Raw genomic sequence first — 21,901 nt, 5'->3', positions numbered from 1 at the left:
CGTTAGTGAGTGTGGTTTTGATCGGGTTTAGCAATCAGGTGATCCAACGAGTAGGTCGGAGAATGCAGATCGCCGCTTGCCGGAGTAGACAGCGCAATATCAATGCCATGCGCCACTTTCGCCGGACTGGCGATCAGGTGATGATCGCCGCCGCTTTGAATGTACTTCGCAATATCCACGCCTTCATGCAGTTCACGCGCCAGATCGCTGAGATCGACTTTTTCGAGCACGCCCTTCGCCTTATCGTCAGCACTGAGCACCGCTGTCGCCTGACCGTGTCCGGTCGCTGCTGGTGCATAAGACAGAGATAATGCGTTATCGTCGAACAGGTTATGCAGCGCATGCTGTATCGCAGCATGATTCCCTTTATCCACCGTATGCCCTTTCACTGGTGCAGGATCGTCCATCGTCACGTTCAGCGTTTGGCTATAAGGCGTAATATTACCGTGGTTATCATGCGCCTCGACCAATACGTTCACGCGGTTATGACCGGCACGGAATGCGGAGGTATCGGCCTCAATGTCATAGGTCAACCCATTAATGCCCTGATGAAGAATGGCATCGTACTGATGACCATTTACCAGCGCTTTAATATGATCGCCATCATTCACATCACCGCTCACGCTGCCGGTAATATGCGTGAAGGTATCGTGTGATTCGGCACGCGAGATGTGGTTATCACCGGCGATCTTATCTACCACGATACTGGCGTCAGCGTGTGTATCAAGGACGATGGTTTTGTGATCGCTCACATCGATTGTATTACCCGCGTCGTCGTGTAACGTCGTTTTCACATCAATATCATTGATACCTTCCTTCAGATATGCGCTCTGGACAGCAACCTGATAAACCGTTGATGATCCAGGTGCCAGCGTAGCCTTCATAAGGTGACCGTTGATATTCACTTCAACAACATCGGTAGAATGGGTATCCCCAGAGACCGTAAAGCGAATCACTGTGTCTGACTGCGATTCTTTCAGGTTAACGACGTTATCTGCTGCGATGCCGTCATTGATAGTAATCGCACCATCGGCATGAGTATCCAGCACCACGTTTTTCTGATCGTGCACATCTAACGTATTCCCTGCGTCATCGTGTAACGTCGTTTTCACCTCAATCTTATTATCGCCCTCATTCAGATACGTTCCCGGAACCGCAACCTGATAAACCGTCGAAGAGCCTGGCACCAGCGTAGCCTTCATGTTGTTGCCATTGATACTGACATCAACGACATCGGTCGGGTGCGTGTCGCCGGAAACCGTAAATTTAATCACCGTGTCTGACTTCGATTCATTCAGGTTAACGACGTTGTCGCCTGCGATATGGTCATTAATGGTAATTGCACCGTTGGCCTGCTCATCAACGGAATAGGTATGTGTCGATTTTGCGGTGAACGGGTTCCCCGGTGCGTCATGGCCGGTAAGCTCAACGTCAATAACCTTGTGCGCATCACTACGTAGAACCGCCGAATCCACGTCAATCTGATAGCCCAGACCGCCGCCGCTCAGGGTGATGACGCTCCCTTGATACTTATGCCCGCCGATGGTCAAGGTAACCGGATCATAAAGCTGCGCGTCACCGCCGACATGGCCGGTGATGGTCACCTTCTGCCCCGACAGCTCCTGGTGGTTGAGGACGTTATCCGCCGTGACGCTGTCAATGTCGACGGTACCTGAAGCCACGCGGTCGATGAGGATCGTCTTATCGGTATCAATCTGCTGGCGGTTACCGGCATCGTCATGGGCGACGACATGGGCGGTAATATGCTGGTTGTGAACCAAATCAACCGTACTGGCTTCAACGTGGAACACCTTATGGCCGCCATTGTCGGTGACTTTCGCCGTCAGATCCTTGCCATTGACGGTGACGGTGACCAAATCGCCAACCTCAACGTCGCCGGTCACAGAACCGGTGATAGTGGTGGTCGGCTTCCCGGCTTCAACGTTATTCAGCACGTCATCGTTGGAGACGGTGTCCAGTACAATCGTCGCATCCACGCGCTCGTCAATTATCACGATTTTGTCATACGTCGCAGTCTGGATATTGCCTGCCGTATCATGACCCGTCACGCTGACATGAATAGTCGGATCGGTCTGAAGATCCGTGGTACTCACGAATGCTTTATACCCCAACTGCCCGTTCATATGCGGCAGCTCAATGACAGTGGCCTCAACCTGGTTGCCATTAACGGTGATATAGACCTTGTCGTTTTTGTGTACGTCACCATCCACGGTACCGCTGACTTCAACCTTGCCAGCCTGAATCTCAGCGGCATTGATAACGTCGTCACCGCCCACGGTATTAACCGTTACCGCTGCCGATGCCGTGGTATCGACAGAAAACGCTTTGATGATACTGGTGTCCTGAACGTTGCCAGCCTTGTCGTGGCCGGTCACTTTAGCGTCGATGGTATGGTCAGCCACCAGGTCTGACGTATTTACATCAACTGTGTAGTGATTACTTGCATTAATAACGGCATTGTAATCATGACCATTGACCGTCAAGGTCACGTTTTCACCGGGTTTAACATCGCCGGAAACGGAACCACTCACCGTGGTCTTTGCTTGTCCAACTTCTTGCGAGTTCAGTACGTTATCAGTTGTGATGTTATCAATCGTAACGCCCGCATCAGCGTTGAGATCGACCTCAACGTGCTTCGACGTCGAGTCAGTACCAGTGTTTCCGGCAGCATCGGTAGCGCTTACCGACGCGGTAATGTCCGGGTTGTTACGCAGATCGTTGATGCTGACATCCTGCGACCAGACCCATCCCGTGGTGCCTGCATGTACCACAGCGGTTAAAGTATTACCATTCACCTGCAGCGAGACTACGCTACCGTCATGGATGCCTTCGCCGCTGACCGTACCGCTGATCGTTGTTGTGCCGCTTTTCGCTTCCGAACCATTGATAACGTCATCACCGGCGACATTGTCCATGGTGATGTGGACTGGGTTATCGGTGTCGACGGTGATAGTCTTCGTTACCGCCGCCGTGTCATCGCCCGCAGAATTATGCACGGAGACGGACACTTCGAACGTCGGGTGCGCCTTAAGTACGTCGGTAGGAACATCAACCTGATAGCCTAATTCACCCGGCAGGCCAGGAATCGCGATCATTTTGCCAGGGTATTGATTGCCGTTAATGGTGACAATAACCGTATCATTGACGCTTACATCCCCAGTTATCAGACCACGAATCGGCGTAGTGGATTTACCCTCTTCAACTTGGTTGATTACATCATCGCCCGTCACCGGATCGACGGTGAGGTGGACATGCGGTTTCTGTGGTAGCGAGGTTCCTGTGCCGGTTGTAGATGTAGTGATTGGCGGCAAATTGGTATTAAAACTGCTACCGCCAGCAACAGGAATTTGTGCTACCCAAGGTAGGTCATAATATTGATGTGCCACCGCCATAGCGACATTGCCATGATTGTCGTGGCCAATGACAGTTACAGTAATATTGCCGTCATCATCCCAATAATCAGTGCTAATGTTCAGTGTGTATCCCAGCTTCCCATCCGGTAAGGTGATAACAGTGGTGTCCAATCTGTTTCCATGACCTACGTCAATATGGATAAGATCGCCGAATTGCGCATCATGATCAACATGTCCCACAACCGTCACATAATCAGGTCTGGCTCCAGCAGCAAGGTCTTGCGGAACCCAGTTTTTAGCTGAGTCAATAGTGATGCCAATCTGAGCAACGGTATCAATCTCCACCGGCCTATCATCATACCCGTACGCAACGTTGCCAGCCGCATCCTTTGCCGTCACCTCGGCATGGATATTCGGATCCATCAGCAGATCGAGCGTTGAAACCTGAGTGCTAAACACGTGCTGACCGTTGCTGCCATCCTGCACTAGGGCATAGTAGGTCTGATGGTTGATGGTCAGTTCAACCAGATCCCCCACTCGTACATCGCCACCCACGGTACCGGTCACGGTGGTCAGCGGGTTATGCGCATCTTTGTAGCTGATAACATCATCATTATGATCCGTCACCAGCGGGTCAATATGGACGATAGCCTCGGCGCGATCGTCAATATTCACCGTGCTTGTCGCATCCGCCGTCGCGGTATTTCCTGCGGCATCATGGGTGGTAATCGTCGCCGTAATATTTGGATCGTTTTTCAGCCACTGGGTATCAACCTCGATGCTATAGCCCAGCGTCCCCAGCTTCGGCAGTTCGACCACCGTCGCATCAACCGTATTGCCGTCAATTACCAAGTGAACGATATTTCCCTTGTGCGCGTCGCCGCCCACCGTGCCGCTGATGATCGTTTTCGGTGCCTGCAGTTCAGTACCGTTCAGAACGTTATCACCCGTCACGCGATCGATGGTGATCGCAGCAAAAGCCCGGTCGTCCAGATTAACGTCATGGTGCGCCACCACGTGCGCATGGTTCTTCGCCGCATCGGTAACGTCCATGGTGACTTCAATATGCGGGTTGGCGACCAGATCGGCGGTATTGACGATAATACAGTAGCCCAGATGGCCATTGATATCGTCCACCGAACCTTTATAAGTGACGCCGTTGATGGTCATGACCAGCGGGTCGCCTTTTTGAACTTCGCCGGTCACGGTGCCGCTCACAACCGTAGTGGTCTGATGCTGCTCGTCATAATTCAGCGTGTTGTCTGGCGTAACGTCGTCGATTGTAATCGTCGCGTCGATGCGGGTATCGATCACCACCGTGGTCTCAGCATTGGCCGTCGCCGGGTTGCCCGCAACATCGGTGGTGCTAACGGTGGCCGTTAAATGCGGATCGGACAGCAGATCGGCGGTACTGACTTTGATGCTATACCCGAGATGACCGCCCTGATCGCTGACTTTCCCGGTCAGGGTATGACCATTCACGGTAAGGTAAACGGTATCATTGGCGTGCACATCGCCGCCGACTCTGCCGGTCACATAGGTGAACGGCTGGCGGGATTCATCGCCGTTGACCATATTGTCGCCGGTAACAGGATCGATAGTCAGGGTCGCCTCCGCCAGGAGGTCAACCTGCAAATTTATACCCATCAGACCATCCTGGGTGTTGCCAGCAACATCCTTACCCACCACATGCGCAGTAATATGTGGGTTGGCGACGAGATCGCTACTCTGAACATCCAATTTATAGCCCAGCGCGCCGTTATGCTCAGGCAGGTGCTGAACGGTGGTTTCGTAGGTTTTACCGTTGACGATAACCTCAACTTTAAAGCCGACATCCACATCGCCGGAAACAGTGCCCATCACCTCGGTAGTCGGCTTAACGGACTCGGCGCCGTTAATCATATCGTCGCCCGCCACGGTATCGATGGTGATCGCCGCCACCGCATGGTTATCAATATGAACTTTATGGTCAGTGTGTTTGATGACCTCATTACCTACGGCATCATGCGAGACGACTGTGGCTCTGAATGTCACATCTTTATCCTGGTCACCCTGATTATCGCTGAACGCCGACGAGTCGACCGGGATTTGATAGCCCAGTTTACCGTTAATCAGCGTGATGACTTCACCTGTAAACGTGTGGCCATTAATCTCAAGGCTGACAGCATCGTGAACTTTCGCATCACCGCCGACGGTGCCGGTGATGATTTGCTGAGCCATATTCAGTTCACTATGGTTCAGTACGTTATCAGCGGTGACCTTATCAATCGTAATGCTCGCCTCAGCGTGCAGATCGATATGCACCATATGGTCGTGCGTTACCGTTGACGGGTTACCGTGTTCATCGACGGTTGAAATGGATACATGGACCTTCTGGTCGCTGCCATCTTTCAGATTATCGGTGCTGACTTCAATGCTGTAACCCAGCGAATGGTCAGGCAGTTCAAAGACCTTGCCGCTATAGGTTTTGCCATTGAAGGTTAAGGTGACAACATCGTCTTTCTGCGCATCGCCGCCGACTGCCCCTGTAATCGTCGTCTTGTGCAACTGAGACTCAGCTTTGCTGATAATGTCATCACTTGCGACGGTATCGATGCCGATAGAGGCGCTGGCGTTCAGATCCAGCCCCACGGTACACTCCGCAGTTGCCGTGGTTTCGTTATCATGATCGTCCGTGGTATGAATGCTGGCATGAATCACCGGGTCGTTGACCAGGTTCTGGGTATCCACCGGGATATGGTAGCCGAGGCCACCGTTTGCCAGCTTCTCCACTTCCCCCGAATAATGTTGGCCATTAATCACCAGCTCAACGATATCGTGCTCTTTTGCATCGCCGCTCACCGAGCCGCTGATGGTGGTCTTGCCGTTATTGTCCGTCGATTCCTTGATGTTGATGAAGTTATCATCCGTCACACCATCAATGGTGATATGCGATTGCGTGTACATATCGTTGCTAATGGTCAGGGTATTCTGACTGGTGACACTATTATGCGCCGCATCCGAGGAAGTTACGGAAACGGTAATTTGCGGGTGGGTCATCAGCATATGAGTATTGACCGGGAAGCTAAAGCCCAGCCCGCCGCCTGTCAGCGGGATAACCACACTGTGAATCACCTCGCCGCCCTTCAGCGCCAGAGTAACCGCATCCCCCACTTTCGCATCCGCGCCGGTAACGGTACCGGTAATTTGCGTGATACCGCCGTTGGCGGAAAACTCCTTGATATTAATAACGTCATCACCCGCGACGGTATCAATATGCACCTGGTTTACCGCAAAGTTGTCGATATGCACGCTGTGGTTGCTGATCGCCGTCACTTCGTTGCCTACCGCATCATGCGAGACAACCGTCGCCCTGATGTTGACGTTTTTATCCTGGTGGCCCTGGTTGTTGCTGAACGCCGACGAGTCGACCGGGATTTGGTAGCCCAGTTGACCGTTATTCAGCGTAATGACTTCACCCGTAAACGTGTGGCCATTGATCTCAAGGCTGACAACGTCGTGAAGCTTCGCATCACCATCGACGGTGCCGGTGATGAGTTGCTGAGCCATATTCAGTTCGCTATGGTTCAGGGTGTTATCGGCGGTCACCTTATCAATCGTAATGCTCGCTTCCGCGTGCAGATCGATATGCACCATATGGTCGTGCGTTACCGTTGACGGGTTACCGTGTTCATCGACGGTTGAAATGGAGACATGGACCTTCTGGTCGCTGCCATCTTTCAGATTATCGGTGCTGACTTCAATGCTGTAACCCAGCGAATGGTCAGGCAGTTCAAAGACCTTGCCGCTATAGGTTTTGCCATTGAAGGTTAAGGTGACAACATCGTCTTTCTGCGCATCGCCGCCAACCGGCCCCGTGATGATCGTCTTATGCAGGTTGGACTCGGCTTTACTGATAATGTCATCACTTGCGACGGTATCGATGCCGATAGAGGCGCTGGCGTCCAGATCCAGCCCAACGTGGTGTTTCGTCACCGCCGTCATTTCGTTGCCATGCTCGTCCGTGGTATGGATGCTGGCATGAATCACCGGGTTGTTGACCAGGTTCTGGGTATCCACCGGGATATGGTAGACCAGATTGCCGTTCGCCAGCTTCTCCACTTCCCCCGAATAGTGTTGACCATTAATCACCAGCTGAACGGTGTCATGCTCTTTTGCATCTCCGCTCACCGTGCCACTGATGGTGGTCTTGCCGTGATTGTCCGTCGATTCCTTGATGTTGATAAAGTTATCAGCCGTCACGTCATCAATGGTGATATACGACTGTGTATACAGATCGGCGCTGATGGTTTTGGTTTCAGAATGCGTGACGCTGTTCCCTGCCGGATCCGTAGAGGTAACAGAAACCGTAAATTCCGGATGAGTTACCAGCTTATGGCTATTTACCGGGATGCTATAGCCCAGTCCACCGCCCGCCAGCGCGATAACCACACTGTGAATCACCTCGCCGCCCTTCAGTGCCAGGGTAACCGCATCCCCCACCTTCGCATCCACGCCGGTTACGGTACCGGCGATCTGCGTAAAGCCGCCGTTCGCGGAAAACTCCTTAATATTAATAAGGTCATCACCCGCGACGGTATCAATATGCACCTGGTTTACCGCAAAGTTGTCGATATGCACGTCGTGGTCGCTGGTGGCAATCGCCAGATTGCCCGCCGCATCGTGGGAGGTGACGCTGACATGGACCGTCGCCTCTTTCAGCACATGACCGACGTTGTCAGAGAACGCCGCAGAATCCACCTCGATGCGATAACCGAGGGTATTTTTCCCGGTATCAATCACCTGGCCGTGATACTGGTAGCCGTTAATCTCTACCAGCACCGGGTCGCCCGCTTTCGCGTCTTCCCCGCGCACGTTTCCGGTAATCACCTGCTTCGCCGCCGACAGCTCAGTAAAGTTCAGGGTGTTGTCGGCAGTGACATCATGAATATTGACGGTGTTATGTGCTTTAGTGTCCAGCACCACGGTACGGTGCGCCAGCGCGGTCACTTCATTACCCACCGCATCGTGGCTGACCAGCGTCACCACCACCGCATTTTTACCTTCCTTCAGCGTGCCGACCGGCACCGCCACTTCGTAGCGCAGTTCGCCGTTATTATCGACCACCGTTCCGGTAAAATTCTGCCCCCGCACGCTGACGGTCACAGCATCGCCCGCTTTGGCATCGCCGCCTGCCACGCCGCTTATCAGCGTGGTCATGCGGTTTTCAATGGCGTTGACCACATTGTCGTTCGCGACGGTGTCGATATGTACCGTGTTTTCCGCGAAGTTGTCGAGATGCACGTCGTGGCTGCTGGTGGCAATCGCTAGGTTGCCCGCCGCATCGTGGGAGGTGACGCTGACATGGACCGTCGCCTCTTTCAGCACATGACCGACGTTGTCAGAGAACGCCGCAGAATCCACCTCGATGCGATAACCGAGGGTATTTTTCCCGGTATCAATCACCTGGCCGTGATACCGGTGGCCGTTAATCTCCACCTGCACCGGGTCGCCCGCTTTCGCGTCTTCCCCGCGCACGTTTCCGGTAATCGTCTGCTTCGCCGCCGACAGCTCCGTGAAATTCAGGGTGTTGTCGGCAGTGACATCATGAATATTGACGGTGTTATGCGCTTTAGTGTCCAGCACCACGGTACGGTGCGCCAGCGCGGTCACTTCGTTACCCACCGCATCGTGGCTGACCAGCGTCACCACCACCGCATTTTTACCTTCCTTCAGCGTGCCGACCGGCACTGCCACTTCGTAGCGCAGTTCGCCGTTATCATCGACCACCGTTCCGGTAAAACTCTGCCCCTGTACACTGACGGTAACGGCATCCCCCACTTTGGCATCACCGCCTGCCACACCGCTAATCAGCGTGATCATGCGGTGTTCAATCGCGTTGACCACATCATCCGTCGCCACCGCGTCAATGTTGACCTGATTGGTCGCAAGATTATCAATGTGTACGCTGTGGGTATCGGTGGCGATCGCCAGGTTGCCCGCCGCATCGTGAGAGGTAACCGTGACCTTCATTTCCACGTTACCATCAACCGGAATGCTGTTATTGGCAAAGTCGGAAGCGTTAACCGCAATACGGTAGCCCAGCGTATTGTTACCGAGATCGATCACCTGACCATTGTACTGATGGCCGTTAAGCTCCAGTTGTACCGGATCACCCGCTTTCGCGTCTTCCCCGCTGACGGTTCCGGAAATCACCTGGTTACGCATATACAGCTCAGCACGATTCAGGGTGTTATCTGTCGTGACATCATCAATCGTGAGGGCGTTATGTGCCTGGGTGTCCAGCACCACGGTGCGGTGCGTCACGGCAGTGGCTTCATTGCCCACCGCGTCATGGCTTACCAGCGTCACCTGTACATCGTTAGCCCCCTCTTTGAGGGTTGCGGAAGGCACAACGATTTCATAGCGTAGCTGGCCATGATCGTCGAAAACCGTGCCGTGAAACGCTTTGCCCTGAATGGTCAACGTGACCGGATCACCCGCTTTCGCATCACCGCTGGCAATGCCAGAAATAATGGTCGGCATACGAAACTCATTAGCGTTGACGACATCATCATTCGCCACCGTTTCAATGGTCACGGCATTTTGCGCATACAGGTCGTTATTGACGTGATGATCCGTGGAAACAATGGTGGTGTTTCCTGCGTCGTCAGTAGAAGTTAATGTGGCGTGAATGTTCGGGTCATGCAGTAACCCCTGGGTCAGTACCGGGATGGTATAAGTCAGAGTCCCATTTCCGGGGTCGGTAACAACACCGGTATATTCTTTACCATCAACCAATAAAGTAACGATATCGCCGGGTTTAGTATCGCCGCCGACCGACCCGAGGATCAGGGTTTGCGGTTGACGCGACTCTTCGTAGTTAATGAGGTTATCCGGCGTGACGTTATCAACGGTAATGTCGATGTGTGGTCCGGTAATATCAATCAGCGCATGATCAAAACTTTCTGCCGTTCGTCCCGTCACATCGGTGGCTATTGCCACCACTGTTACATTTCCCGGGACCAGTCCCCCCAGATCGGTATCAATATTCCAGTGCCCGTTGCTCACTGGAACAGTAACGGTGAATGTGTTTTTTTGGCTATCGGTGAAGGTGAGTGTGATGTGATTTTGATTACTGGTGCCGCTTAAATGGGTCTGATGGAATTCGCTTTTGTTAATGAAACCGTCGTTGCCGGCAAACTCGGTAATTTGTACCTCAGGCGGGAAAACACTCGCGGAACCTGCGGTAACTCCCCCTATCGGCAGATTGATATCCCAGTTCGGGCTTCCCAGACCTTTAGTGTTAAAACCTGCTGTCGGATCAACCACCTGCCCGGTCAATTCAAGCTGAACCAGAGTGTGCCCCCCGCCGCCACCTTCTAATGTTGCCGGTGCTTCATTACCCGCCGCGGTGGCTTCCAGCACCTGCGTCGGGTCAGCGCCATCGGCAATGGCCTTTTGTGCGGCGGCAATATCCTGAGCACTACTTTCCGGATGATGGCTAACCTGTAGCCCGTGCTCACCCCAATGGCTATTACGGCCTATATCCAGCGTTTTTCCGTCTGGTAAAGAGATACTTACCGCGCCGCTGGCACCGGTCACAATTTCTTCACCGCTATATACCCTGTCGCCTTCATGAACCAGTCGTTGTGCACCATTGGCATCAACTACGTAAACCTGTCCAATAATTGCTTTGATCACACCGAGTAATTTGCTCACCGTAACCTCACTTAATTACCATCATTATTTTTATAAACTCGTTAATACATTAACGAACAAATATCACATTCAATTAATGTAAACATTAATATCTCAATGTAGAAAAAAACACATTTTATAGAATGCAATTACATGAGACTTGACTGGCAAATGAATATAATAAAAAATAACCAAAAATAAAACACGATGTGACAAAACATGTCGCTGAATAGCTGATTACAGCCATCAATTAAGATAATTCATATTTGTTAATTAATATAACGTGTTTGTAAAAATGGATGATAGCGACGACACCTGGATGTCATAACCGTGAGATATAGGGCATTCATGTCATGAAGAAGTTTTTAGTTTTTCTGCTTTCATGTTTTTCAATAAATACAGTAAACGCAGAAGACTTACAAAATACCGTTAAAGATGCATTAGCGAATCATCCTGAAGTTAATGCTGCAATAAATAGCCGTTATTCCTCGGAGCAAGATCTGCGTGCGGCACAAGGTGGCTATTTGCCATCACTGAATTTAAATGCCGAGGCCGGGCGCAAAAATGTTGATGATGCAACTACCCGCGCTGCAGGACGCAATAACGGTCTGACTCAATCACCTAACGAGGCGACTATCAGCCTCGAGCAAAATGTGTTTAACGGCTTTGCGACCAACAGCGAAGTGGCGCGCCAAAAAGCGACCGTAGACTCACGCGCTTACAGCGTGATGAACACCAGCGAAAGCACCGCTTATGCGGTGATTCAGGCCTATTTCGACGTGCTGCAACGCGAAGAATTTGTGCGCCTTGCTGAAGACGATCTGGCGAACCACGAGCGCATTTATGACCAGATAAAACTGCGTACCGATCAGGGCGTTGGGCGCTCCGGGGATTTTATGCAGGCCGAAGCGCGTCTGGCGCAGGCGCGAAACAACCTGCTGACCGAGCAGACTAACCTTGAAGATGCGAAAACCACCTTTGTCAGCGTGACGGGCATGGATCCGCAGGGCTTAAGCCAGCCAGAGAGCATTGACTCTCAGTTGCCAACCTCGCTGGAAGATGCCAAAAGTCGGATGGAAAAAAATAATCCATTACTGAAGTCTGCCAATGCGGATATCGAAGCTGCGCACCAGCAGTATGAAGCGTCGAAATCAACCTTCTATCCACGTGTGGACGTTGAGCTTTCCCGCGGGATTAGCAACAACACCGATACCACCAGCGCACACACCGAAGAGTGGGAAGCGATGGTAAAACTGCACTACAACCTGTACCAGGGCGGCAGCGACAAAGCCAACATGAACTCCCGCGCTTATCTGCACAAGCAGGCTCAGGATGTACGTAATAACACACTGCGCCAGCTGAATCAGGAGCTACGCCTGGCCTGGACCGCACTGCAAAACGCACGCGCCCAGCTTCCTTCGGCGGAAGAATATGCCGACCGCAGCGTCAAAGTGCGCACGGCTTATCAGGATCAATTTAGTCTTGGCGAGCGCACGCTGCTGGATTTACTCGATAGTGAAAATGAAGTGTTCTCCTCTAAACGCCGTCTTGTTGAATTACGTTATCTGGCCATGACCAGTGGCTATCGTATTAGCGAACGCACCGGGGAATTAATGAATATTCTAAAAATTACACCTCCGCCATCGGGGCAACCGGTAGATTCAGCAGAAGAAAATAGCTTACCGGAACTTCATTAATAATTATTAATCCCCAATAAATCTCTGACCTGCACGCTTATAATTAGCTTGCTATTATTTAACCGTGCACGGTCAGAATGGTTGCGAAAATGAGTGCACAAGCCGAATTATTAAATGACGTCCCTGAGAATTACGCTAACCCTAATTCTCAACATCACGACCCACGTAGCCATAATGACGACCCGTTATTAGATAGCTTACTGATTCTGTGTTCTCTGCACGGTAAACCGGCGAGTCGTTCAACATTAAGCAGTGGCCTGCCATTAGAAAACGATCGGCTCACGCTAAATATATTTCCACGCGCGGCGGCAAGGGCTGGTTTAAAGGCGCGAGTCGTCACGCGCACGCTCGATAAAATTCCGGCAATGTCTCTGCCTGCTGTCTTGTTATTGAACGCAGGGGGAACCGGGGTGTTGTTGGCCTGGAACGATGACGGTAGCGCCCGCTTTATGCCCAGCGAAAGCGAAGGTGGGGAAATTTGCGTTGATGCCGCCACGCTTGAGCAAAACTATGCGGGCAAAGTCATTTTTGCGCATCCGCGCCACGAATTCGATTTGCAGGCAGAGGCCTTTCTGCCGCGTACCAAATCCTGGTTTAAAGACACGCTGAAGCTGTCACGTTTTCTGTATATGGATGCGGTATTGGCCAGTCTGTTAATCAACCTGATTGCGCTCGGCACACCGCTCTTTACCATGAATGTGTATGACCGCGTCGTGCCAAACCAGGCAACGGTCACACTATGGGTGCTGGCAGTCGGCATCTGCCTGGCTTTTGTCTTTGATCTGATTTTAAAAATGCTGCGCGGTATCTGCCTTGATATTGCAGGTAAGAAAAGCGATCTCATCATCTCTTCGACCCTGTTTGAGCGCATTGTCGGTATGGAGATGAAAGAGCGCCCGGCACGCGTGGGCAGCTTTGCACAAAACATTCACGAGTTTCAGTCACTGCGTGATTTCCTCTCATCCCTCACTTTGACGACAATTATCGATTTGCCCTTCACCCTGTTACTGCTGATTGTTATTGGCATTATCGGCGGCGCGCTGGCATGGATCCCGGTACTGACATTACCGATTGCCCTATTGTGCAGTTGGGCACTACAAAAGCCGGTCAACGCTGCTGTGGCAAAAACCATGAGCCTCGCCAGCGAACGTCAGGCGCTACTGATTGAAACCCTGAGCAGTCTGGATGCCATCAAAGTGAATAATGCCCAAAGCGAACGCCAGTTCCAGTGGGAACAAACGCTGGGCAGCCTGAGCCGTCTCGAACTGCGGGTGAAAACCTTATCCAGCCTGGCCAGCAACCTTACCGGCTGGTTCCAGCAAATTTCAGGCGTGGTGATGATCATCGTCGGGGTGTACATGATTATCGACGGCAAACTGAGTATGGGTGGCTTGATCGCCTGCTACATGCTCAATGGTCGCGCCTTGATGCCGCTGGGTCAGCTCACTGGCCTTATCGCCCGCTATCAGCAGGCGAAACTGACCATCAAAAACACTGAGAAAATGATGTCGCTGACGCAGGAGCGCCGTGCGGATGAAAACCCGCTCAAGCGTGAACAGTTACAGGGCAGTATTGAATTTCGCGATGTGGATTTCAGCTATCCGGAGCAACAAAACCTGTCGCTGCACAAAATTAACCTGACCATTCAGCCCGGTGAGCGCATCGGCATTATCGGGCGCAGCGGTTCCGGTAAAAGTTCGTTGAGTAAACTAATCGTCAATTTATACCAGCCGAGCGCCGGGAACCTGCTGATCGATGGTATCGACTCTCGTCAACTGGATGTGAACGATCTGCGCCACAGCATCGGCTACGTGCCACAGGACATCCAGCTATTCAACGGCACGCTGCGCGATAACCTGCTGTGCGGAGCGCGCTATGTCGATGACGAAACCATGCTGCGAGCGGCAGAACTGGCTGGCGTCAACGAATTCGCACGCCTGCATCCCGACGGCTATAACCTGCAGGTCGGCGAACGCGGCTCCCAGCTTTCCGGTGGGCAACGGCAGGCGGTGGCGCTCGCGCGCGCACTGTTGCTTGATCCCCCTCTCCTGCTACTGGATGAACCCACCAGTTCGATGGACAACACCAGCGAAGAGAAGATCAAACACGCGCTGGCCCCCTGTATTGCGGGAAAAACGTTATTACTGGTCACGCACCGCGCTTCCATGCTGTCGCTGGTTGACCGTCTGATTATTGTTGATAAAGGTCGCATCATCGCAGACGGTCCGAAAGGGGTAGTGATGGATGCGTTGAAAAAGGGGCAAATTAATGCGTCTCGCTGATCTCCTGACTCGTGCCCGCAGCTATATGCAGCACTATTTTCGCGGTCGTGATGAAAATCAAACCGACAGTATTAATGAGGTCAGTCAGGCCATAATTGATGACGCCCCAAGAGTGATACGACTGACGTTGTGGGTGATCCTCGCGCTGGTGGCGCTGTCCTTCATCTGGGCTGGTTTTGCAAAAATTGATGAAGTGACACGCGGTGAAGGCAAAGCGATCCCTTCATCAAAACTGCAAAAAATCCAGAACCTGGAAGGGGGAATTGTCACCGAGCTGTACGTGCATGAAGGGCAAATCGTTAACGCCGGAACTCCACTACTGCACCTAGATGACACGCGCTTCGCCTCCAACGTGGGTGAAACTGAAGCCGACAAACTCGGTCTGCGCGCCAAGGTAGAACGCCTGACGGCGGAAGTTGAAAACCGGGACTTTGTGATTTCACACGAGATAGCCAGCCAGGCACCGGATGTCGCCCGAGGAGAAACCGAGCTGTACAACAGCCGCCGGGAACAATTTCACAACGAAATTTCCGGGCTCGAAGAACAGCTGGTGCAGAAAAAACAGGAACTGCGCGACTTTGAGTCAAAGGAGGATCAGTTTAAGCACAGCCTCGGGTTAATCCGTCAGGAAATCAAAATGTCCGAGCCGCTGCTCGCTTCAGGCGCCATTTCAAAAGTCGAACTGTTGCGACTGCGTCGTACCGAAGTGGAAACCGCCGGGCAGCTCAATTCTATTAGCCTGTCGCTGCCCAAGGCTACGTCAGAAATTAAAGAGATTGAGAATAAAATCGGTGAAAGCCGTGGCCGTTTCCAGAGCGATGCGCTGGCCCAACTCAATGAAGCTCGCACCAATCTGAGTAAAACCCAAGCAAGCGTTAAAGCACTGGAGGATCGGGTGAACCGTACCATGGTCACCTCACCGGTGCGGGGTATCGTCCAGCAGGTGATGGTGAATACTATCGGCGGCGTCATTCAACCGGGCAGCGATCTGGTGGAAATCGTTCCGCTGGATGACAAACTGTTAATCGAAGCCAAAATCCAGCCGCGCGATATCGCCTTCCTCCATCCGGGTCAACATGCGATGGTGAAATTTACCGCTTACGATTACACCATCTATGGCGGTCTGCAAGGCGAAGTAGTGCAGATAAGCCCGGACACCGTTACCGATAAGCAGGGGCGAAGCTTTTATATTGTGCGTTTGCAGACGGATAAAAATTACCTGGGAACAAAAGAGCATCCGATGCTGATCATTCCCGGCATGGTGGCGAGCGTCGATATTCTCACCGGCAAGAAAACGATTCTGAGCTACCTGTTAAAACCGATTATTCGCGCACGCGCGGAAGCACTCAGAGAACGTTGATCGGATGCGCTCCCTTACACTTTGCCGGGGAGCGCATGAATTTATAACGGCGTGCAAAAAGAGAGCTTTCCACGATTCAGGGTGATTTTCCCGTCATTAACCAGCTCCTGTAACACCTTATGGATGGCACTACGTGAAATATGGTTACGGGTCAAAATAAAAGTATACACGGATGTTTTCTCGCGAACCTCTGGTTCCATCGACCAGATATATTTCACGTGTTCAATAATCTGCTCACGTATAGTGCGGTGCGACTGCAACGCCTCACGCTGAAAATAACGTTGAAGATGATGCGTTAAGATATCAAACGCCTGCTTCCATAAGTTTTTGGTCGTAAACAGGTGATCGGCATTTTGTACGCTCATCGCCCACATTTCACAATCGGTATCACAACGTAAATAGTGACCAGCCACTTCCGTACGCATTTGTGGCAGGCCGAGAATAGCAGGTGCAGAAATACTCACCGTGACTAAATCGTTTTCCACACGATAAACAGAGACAGTCCCTTTCTCCAGAAATAAGATATGTCCATCGGTCTTCAAATCAATACGCTGACGTTTTTTACGTAACGACAGCCAGGCATTATCCGACTTCTTCATTTCATCGCCAACGAGCACTACAGCATTTTCAATTTCTTTCTGGAACATGGGACTCTCTACCGCAAATTATGGCTTAGTCAAAAAGATAGTTAAATTTACTCGGCACTAAAAATAAATGTCAGCTCGCAAACAAGCTGACATTTATTCCCATCTACATCTACCACCGGCATTCCCTGGTGCCATTGACGCGTTAAGGTTCATGCTGTTTTCGCGTGGTGGTGCCATGCAGTATATGGCGCTGTCCATAAAGAATTAATGGCAATCATCTTTGTCGACATTTTTTCATCTTTCTGTTCTTTACAAAGTAGCTAAAAAGACACAATCAATTGATTTTAATGGGTTTTATTTTCATTAAAAAGTTATCATTCTTGTTATATCATGATACCAATTTGCAACACTTAGCGGTTCTCGCTGTGGAATCAGGTCCATGCTGGTGGTCTTTATAGGCTCAGTGGTATCATGACTAAACAACCACCAGACGCATCATCAAGAGTAGAGACAATATGTCTGAGACTGGCAATGTCAGTTATCTGATTGAAAATAGAATAATATTTACGCCAGCCACACAATGTCTGGCGCGGGTAGATCACCCCAATCAGCGGATAAAACTCAAACACTCAGCGTCGCTATGTCTTTTATTACTTATTCAACATCGCGGGCAAGTGGTTTCTCAAAACGAATTGCTGGAATTCGGTTGGGGTAAAAATCACCGGCAGGTGAGTTTCAACGCCTTTTATCAAAGCATTCTCTCGTTGCGTAAAAGCTTACTGCAGCTGGAGCTTGAACAACCGCTGATCACAACGATCCCCCGCAAAGGGCTGATCATTCAAGAAGAGTTTGATATTCAGGTCATTGAAACACCGGAGGAGAACTCTGCTTCTGCTGAAGAATCCTTAGCGCCAGATGCCACCATTGAGGAATTTTTGGCTGACACACCGCGTCAACCTTTGATAACGGCTGCAGAAACAGTAATGTTGGCACTTACCCTGATAATTTGTGTGCTTATATTATATCCGTGGCAAGCCAGCGATGATTATTTCTCCGGCTATATCACTGCGGATAAAGCACCCACTGGCTGTCAGTATTATTTCAATAACGATGCAAGTAATTTCTCCCGGCATACCGCGTTTATCGACAAAAACCCAGGACTGTGTCAGAGCCATAAATTTATCTATATCACGACCTATCCTGAGTCTAAGAAACTGTCCGTACTGGTGTGTCGCTCACCGATAAAAGCCAGGCAAGAAAATGCCTGTCAGTCGGTATATTACCCACGGTATGATAGCTAATGAACTTATATCCCCGAACGTCCCGCATCCAGACAGGTATTATCCTGCTGCTTTGTTTTGCTGCGCTTATTCTTACTGTCGTCTATCGGTACAGTAAGAACAATGGCGAGTTACATGATCTCACCTGCCGCTCTGCCATCGAAATTGTACGCAATACAAGCTCGTTCCGAGGGATTATTGATATTAAAACCGGGGGCAGTAAAGGTATTGTGAATATTGATGGTATTATCAAAGATGCCGAAAATAATGAGCAAACCGTGCAACGCATGGTACTTTTTACACAATCCAGCTACGGCTCAAGCCCGGTTTGGATTTCACAGAAAATCCAAATTTCCAATCGAGAAACGGCTCCCGCCAGCCTTATTCAGGAACTCCTCCCCGATTTTTTCCTGACCAACACCAGCGTATCCAACGTCGATTTTTTTGCACTGAACAGCGCGACATACCTGATTACCAAAGAGGGGATCCCCTATCTGTACTGCCAGAATTATGCTTTGCCGGAAAATGAATAATCAATAAGCGTTCTGGCGGCAAAACCTACGGATGAATCTCAGTCGTTGTCGGTGATAAGATAGACCATTCAGGTCGAGCCAACGCTCGTCGTTACTGCCCATCAGGCGGCTTTCGAATGACAAATTTGTGGGTTTATGTGAGTTTCCAGGGGCTCACGTGAGACTGCCCAGGTCCCCAAAAAGATTAAAAAAAGAGCAAAAGCGATATGAAAGAGTCACTTGATACGGACTTCACGAACCACACCCCAATGATGCAGCAGTATCTCAAGCTGAAAGCCCAGCACCCGGAGATACTGTTGTTTTACCGCATGGGCGACTTTTACGAACTGTTTTATGACGATGCGAAACGTGCGTCTCAGCTGCTTGATATCTCCCTGACCAAACGCGGCGCGTCTGCGGGCGAGCCAATCCCGATGGCGGGCATTCCTCACCATGCGGTAGAAAACTACCTCGCCAAGCTGGTCAACCAGGGTGAATCCGTCGCTATTTGTGAACAGATTGGCGATCCGGCGACCAGCAAAGGTCCGGTCGAGCGCAAAGTGGTGCGTATCGTCACGCCAGGCACCATCAGTGATGAAGCGCTGTTACAGGAACGCCAGGACAACCTGCTGGCCGCTATCTGGCAGGACAGTAAAGGTTATGGTTACGCCACGCTGGATATCAGCTCCGGGCGTTTTCGTGTTAGCGAACCCGCCGACCGCGAGACCATGGCCGCAGAATTGCAGCGCACCAATCCAGCTGAACTGCTGTATGCCGAAGATTTCGCTGAAACTTCACTGATTGAGGGACGTCGCGGATTACGTCGTCGTCCACTATGGGAATTTGAAATCGATACCGCTCGCCAGCAGCTAAACCTGCAGTTTGGCACACGGGATCTGATTGGCTTTGGCGTGGAAAACGCCCCGCGTGGATTATGCGCGGCAGGCTGCCTGCTGCAATACGTAAAAGATACCCAGCGTACCTCGCTGCCGCATATTCGTTCCATCACCATGGAACGTCAGCAGGACAGCATCATTATGGATGCCGCCACGCGCCGCAATCTGGAAATTACCCAGAACCTGGCGGGCGGTGTTGAAAACACGCTGGCTTCAGTACTCGACTGCACCGTGACGCCGATGGGCAGCCGTATGCTCAAACGCTGGCTGCATATGCCGGTCCGTGACACCAGAGTCCTCACTGAGCGCCAACAGACCATCGGCGCGCTACAGGATTCCACCGGTGAATTGCAACCCGTGCTGCGTCAGGTCGGCGATCTTGAACGTATCCTTGCACGTCTGGCCCTGCGTACCGCGCGCCCGCGCGATCTGGCCCGTATGCGTCATGCATTCCAGCAATTACCGGAACTGCGCGCACAACTGGAAAGCGTAGACAGTGCTCCCGTACAGATGCTGCGCGAGAAAATGGGTGAGTTTGCTGAGCTGCGTGAACTGCTGGAACGTGCCGTAGTGGAAGCTCCACCTGTGCTGGTTCGCGACGGTGGCGTCATCGCCCCCGGCTATAACGAAGAACTGGACGAGTGGCGAGCGCTGGCTGATGGCGCAACTGACTATCTGGACAGACTGGAAATCCGTGAGCGCGAGCGCACCGGCCTTGATACGCTGAAGGTTGGGTTTAACGCCGTTCACGGCTACTACATTCAGATCAGTCGCGGGCAAAGTCATCTGGCGCCGATTAACTATGTGCGTCGCCAGACGCTGAAAAACGCCGAACGCTACATTATTCCGGAGCTGAAAGAGTACGAAGACAAAGTTCTGACATCAAAAGGCAAAGCGCTGGCGCTGGAAAAACAGCTGTACGATGAGCTGTTCGACATGCTGCTGCCGCACCTGGCTGATTTGCAACAAAGCGCCAGTGCGCTGGCAGAGCTGGACGTACTGGTCAACCTTGCGGAACGCGCTTATACCCTGAATTACACCTGCCCGACCTTCACCGACAAGCCTGGTATTCGTATTACCGAGGGACGTCATCCGGTGGTTGAACAGGTGCTGACCGAGCCGTTTATCGCCAACCCACTTAACCTCTCGCCTCAGCGACGGATGCTGATTATCACCGGCCCGAACATGGGGGGTAAAAGTACCTATATGCGCCAGACTGCGTTAATTGCGCTGCTGGCCTACATAGGCAGCTACGTTCCGGCGCAGAAAGTGGAGATCGGGCCTATCGACCGCATCTTTACCCGCGTGGGCGCGGCGGATGATCTGGCCTCCGGTCGTTCCACCTTCATGGTAGAAATGACCGAAACCGCCAACATTCTGCATAACGCCACCGAGAACAGCCTGGTGCTGATGGATGAGATTGGACGCGGCACCTCCACCTACGACGGCCTGTCGCTGGCGTGGGCGTGCGCGGAAAATCTGGCCAATAAAATCAAAGCATTAACGTTGTTTGCCACCCACTACTTCGAACTGACTCAGTTACCGGAGAAAATGGAAGGCGTAGCAAATGTGCATCTTGATGCGTTAGAGCACGGCGATACCATCGCCTTCATGCACAGCGTACAGGATGGTGCGGCGAGCAAGAGCTATGGTCTGGCGGTAGCTGCCCTGGCAGGTGTACCAAAAGAGGTTATTAAACGCGCGCGGCAAAAACTGCGCGAACTGGAAAGCATCGCGCCGAATGTTGCTGCAACTCAGGTCGACGGCACACAGATGTCGCTCCTGTCAGCTCCGGAAGAAACGTCGCCCGCCGTTGAAGCACTGGAAAATCTCGACCCGGATTCGCTAACGCCTCGCCAGGCGCTGGAGTGGATCTACCGGTTGAAGAGTCTGGTGTAACGCCGTAATGCCCGATAGTGATACGCTTATCGGGCCTTCAAAATATCGCTATATGTAGGCCGGGTAAGGCAAAGCCGCACCCGGCGAGTTGTATTAGCGCTTATCTTCTGCCAGCAGCGGTGGAATACTCGGCACCATCGGTGCGTCATCAATATCCTTCTGCGTCATGCGAAACGCTTGCGGGTAGTGCTCGCGGCTGGTACGGCGTAGCGGCTCAGTATCACGCCAGGTGTATAGACAATGCTGGCACTGATATACCGTCCAGACTCCTTTTACCGGCGAGTTTGCCATCACTTCAATATGTTCATCGGCACAACGTGGACAAATCATCTGC

The 21,901-nt window shown here is 51.8% G+C and carries 9 protein-coding genes; 6 read left to right on the top strand and 3 right to left on the bottom strand.

Translation table 11 applies throughout. From position 1 onward, the window contains the following. Positions 1-2: 2 nt before the first annotated feature. Positions 3-11,075, bottom strand: a complete 11,073-nt coding sequence (locus tag GHC22_RS05130) for a retention module-containing protein (RefSeq protein WP_153752367.1) — start codon at positions 11,073-11,075, stop codon at positions 3-5. A 332-nt stretch (positions 11,076-11,407) separates the two neighbouring features. Between GHC22_RS05130 and GHC22_RS05125 the strand changes: the two genes are divergently transcribed. The 3 genes from GHC22_RS05125 to GHC22_RS05115 all read left to right on the top strand — a co-directional run bounded on the left by GHC22_RS05125 (position 11,408) and on the right by GHC22_RS05115 (position 16,393). Beyond that, a complete protein-coding gene (locus GHC22_RS05125; RefSeq protein WP_153752365.1) occupies positions 11,408-12,751 on the top strand; it encodes a TolC family outer membrane protein in 1,344 nt (447 codons plus the stop codon). Between the two features lie 89 nt (positions 12,752-12,840). Beyond that, positions 12,841-15,033: a type I secretion system permease/ATPase gene (locus tag GHC22_RS05120; RefSeq protein WP_048225311.1), complete on the top strand. Its 2,193-nt coding sequence runs from the start codon at positions 12,841-12,843 to the stop codon at positions 15,031-15,033. Continuing rightward, entirely contained in the window at positions 15,020-16,393 is a 1,374-nt protein-coding gene (locus tag GHC22_RS05115; RefSeq protein WP_100271966.1) for an HlyD family type I secretion periplasmic adaptor subunit, read from the top strand. Before GHC22_RS05120 ends, GHC22_RS05115 begins: the two co-directional genes overlap by 14 nt. A gap of 41 nt (positions 16,394-16,434) precedes the next feature. Here the strand turns inward: GHC22_RS05115 and GHC22_RS05110 are convergent, their stop codons facing one another. Then, the gene (locus tag GHC22_RS05110) at positions 16,435-17,040 is read right to left on the bottom strand and encodes a helix-turn-helix domain-containing protein (protein WP_048215661.1); all 606 of its coding nucleotides are present in this window, start codon (positions 17,038-17,040) and stop codon (positions 16,435-16,437) included. A gap of 455 nt (positions 17,041-17,495) precedes the next feature. Between GHC22_RS05110 and GHC22_RS05105 the strand changes: the two genes are divergently transcribed. The 3 genes from GHC22_RS05105 (at position 17,496) to mutS (ending at position 21,567) form a co-directional block, all read left to right on the top strand. Continuing rightward, positions 17,496-18,281, top strand: a complete 786-nt coding sequence (locus GHC22_RS05105) for a winged helix-turn-helix domain-containing protein (protein WP_128612549.1) — start codon at positions 17,496-17,498, stop codon at positions 18,279-18,281. After that, complete coding sequence (locus GHC22_RS05100) at positions 18,281-18,793, top strand: hypothetical protein (protein ID WP_003825820.1); 513 nt, start codon at positions 18,281-18,283, stop codon at positions 18,791-18,793. The genes GHC22_RS05105 and GHC22_RS05100 overlap by 1 nt, the downstream gene beginning before the upstream one ends. Before the next feature lie 206 nt (positions 18,794-18,999). Next, the gene (mutS, locus tag GHC22_RS05095; RefSeq protein WP_048236664.1) at positions 19,000-21,567 is read left to right on the top strand and encodes a DNA mismatch repair protein MutS; all 2,568 of its coding nucleotides are present in this window, start codon (positions 19,000-19,002) and stop codon (positions 21,565-21,567) included. A 93-nt stretch (positions 21,568-21,660) separates the two neighbouring features. Here the strand turns inward: mutS and GHC22_RS05090 are convergent, their stop codons facing one another. Then, positions 21,661-21,897, bottom strand: coding sequence for a non-oxidative hydroxyarylic acid decarboxylases subunit D (locus tag GHC22_RS05090; protein WP_032944812.1), 237 nt, complete (start codon positions 21,895-21,897; stop codon positions 21,661-21,663). Between the last annotated feature and the right edge of the window lie 4 nt (positions 21,898-21,901).

Origin of the sequence: Citrobacter sp. H12-3-2, from assembly GCF_009649895.1 — a bacterium.
Taxonomy (GTDB): domain Bacteria; phylum Pseudomonadota; class Gammaproteobacteria; order Enterobacterales; family Enterobacteriaceae; genus Citrobacter; species Citrobacter portucalensis.
The sequence above is the reverse complement of the archived record's forward strand: the minus strand, read 5'-3'. Positions and strand labels throughout refer to the sequence as shown.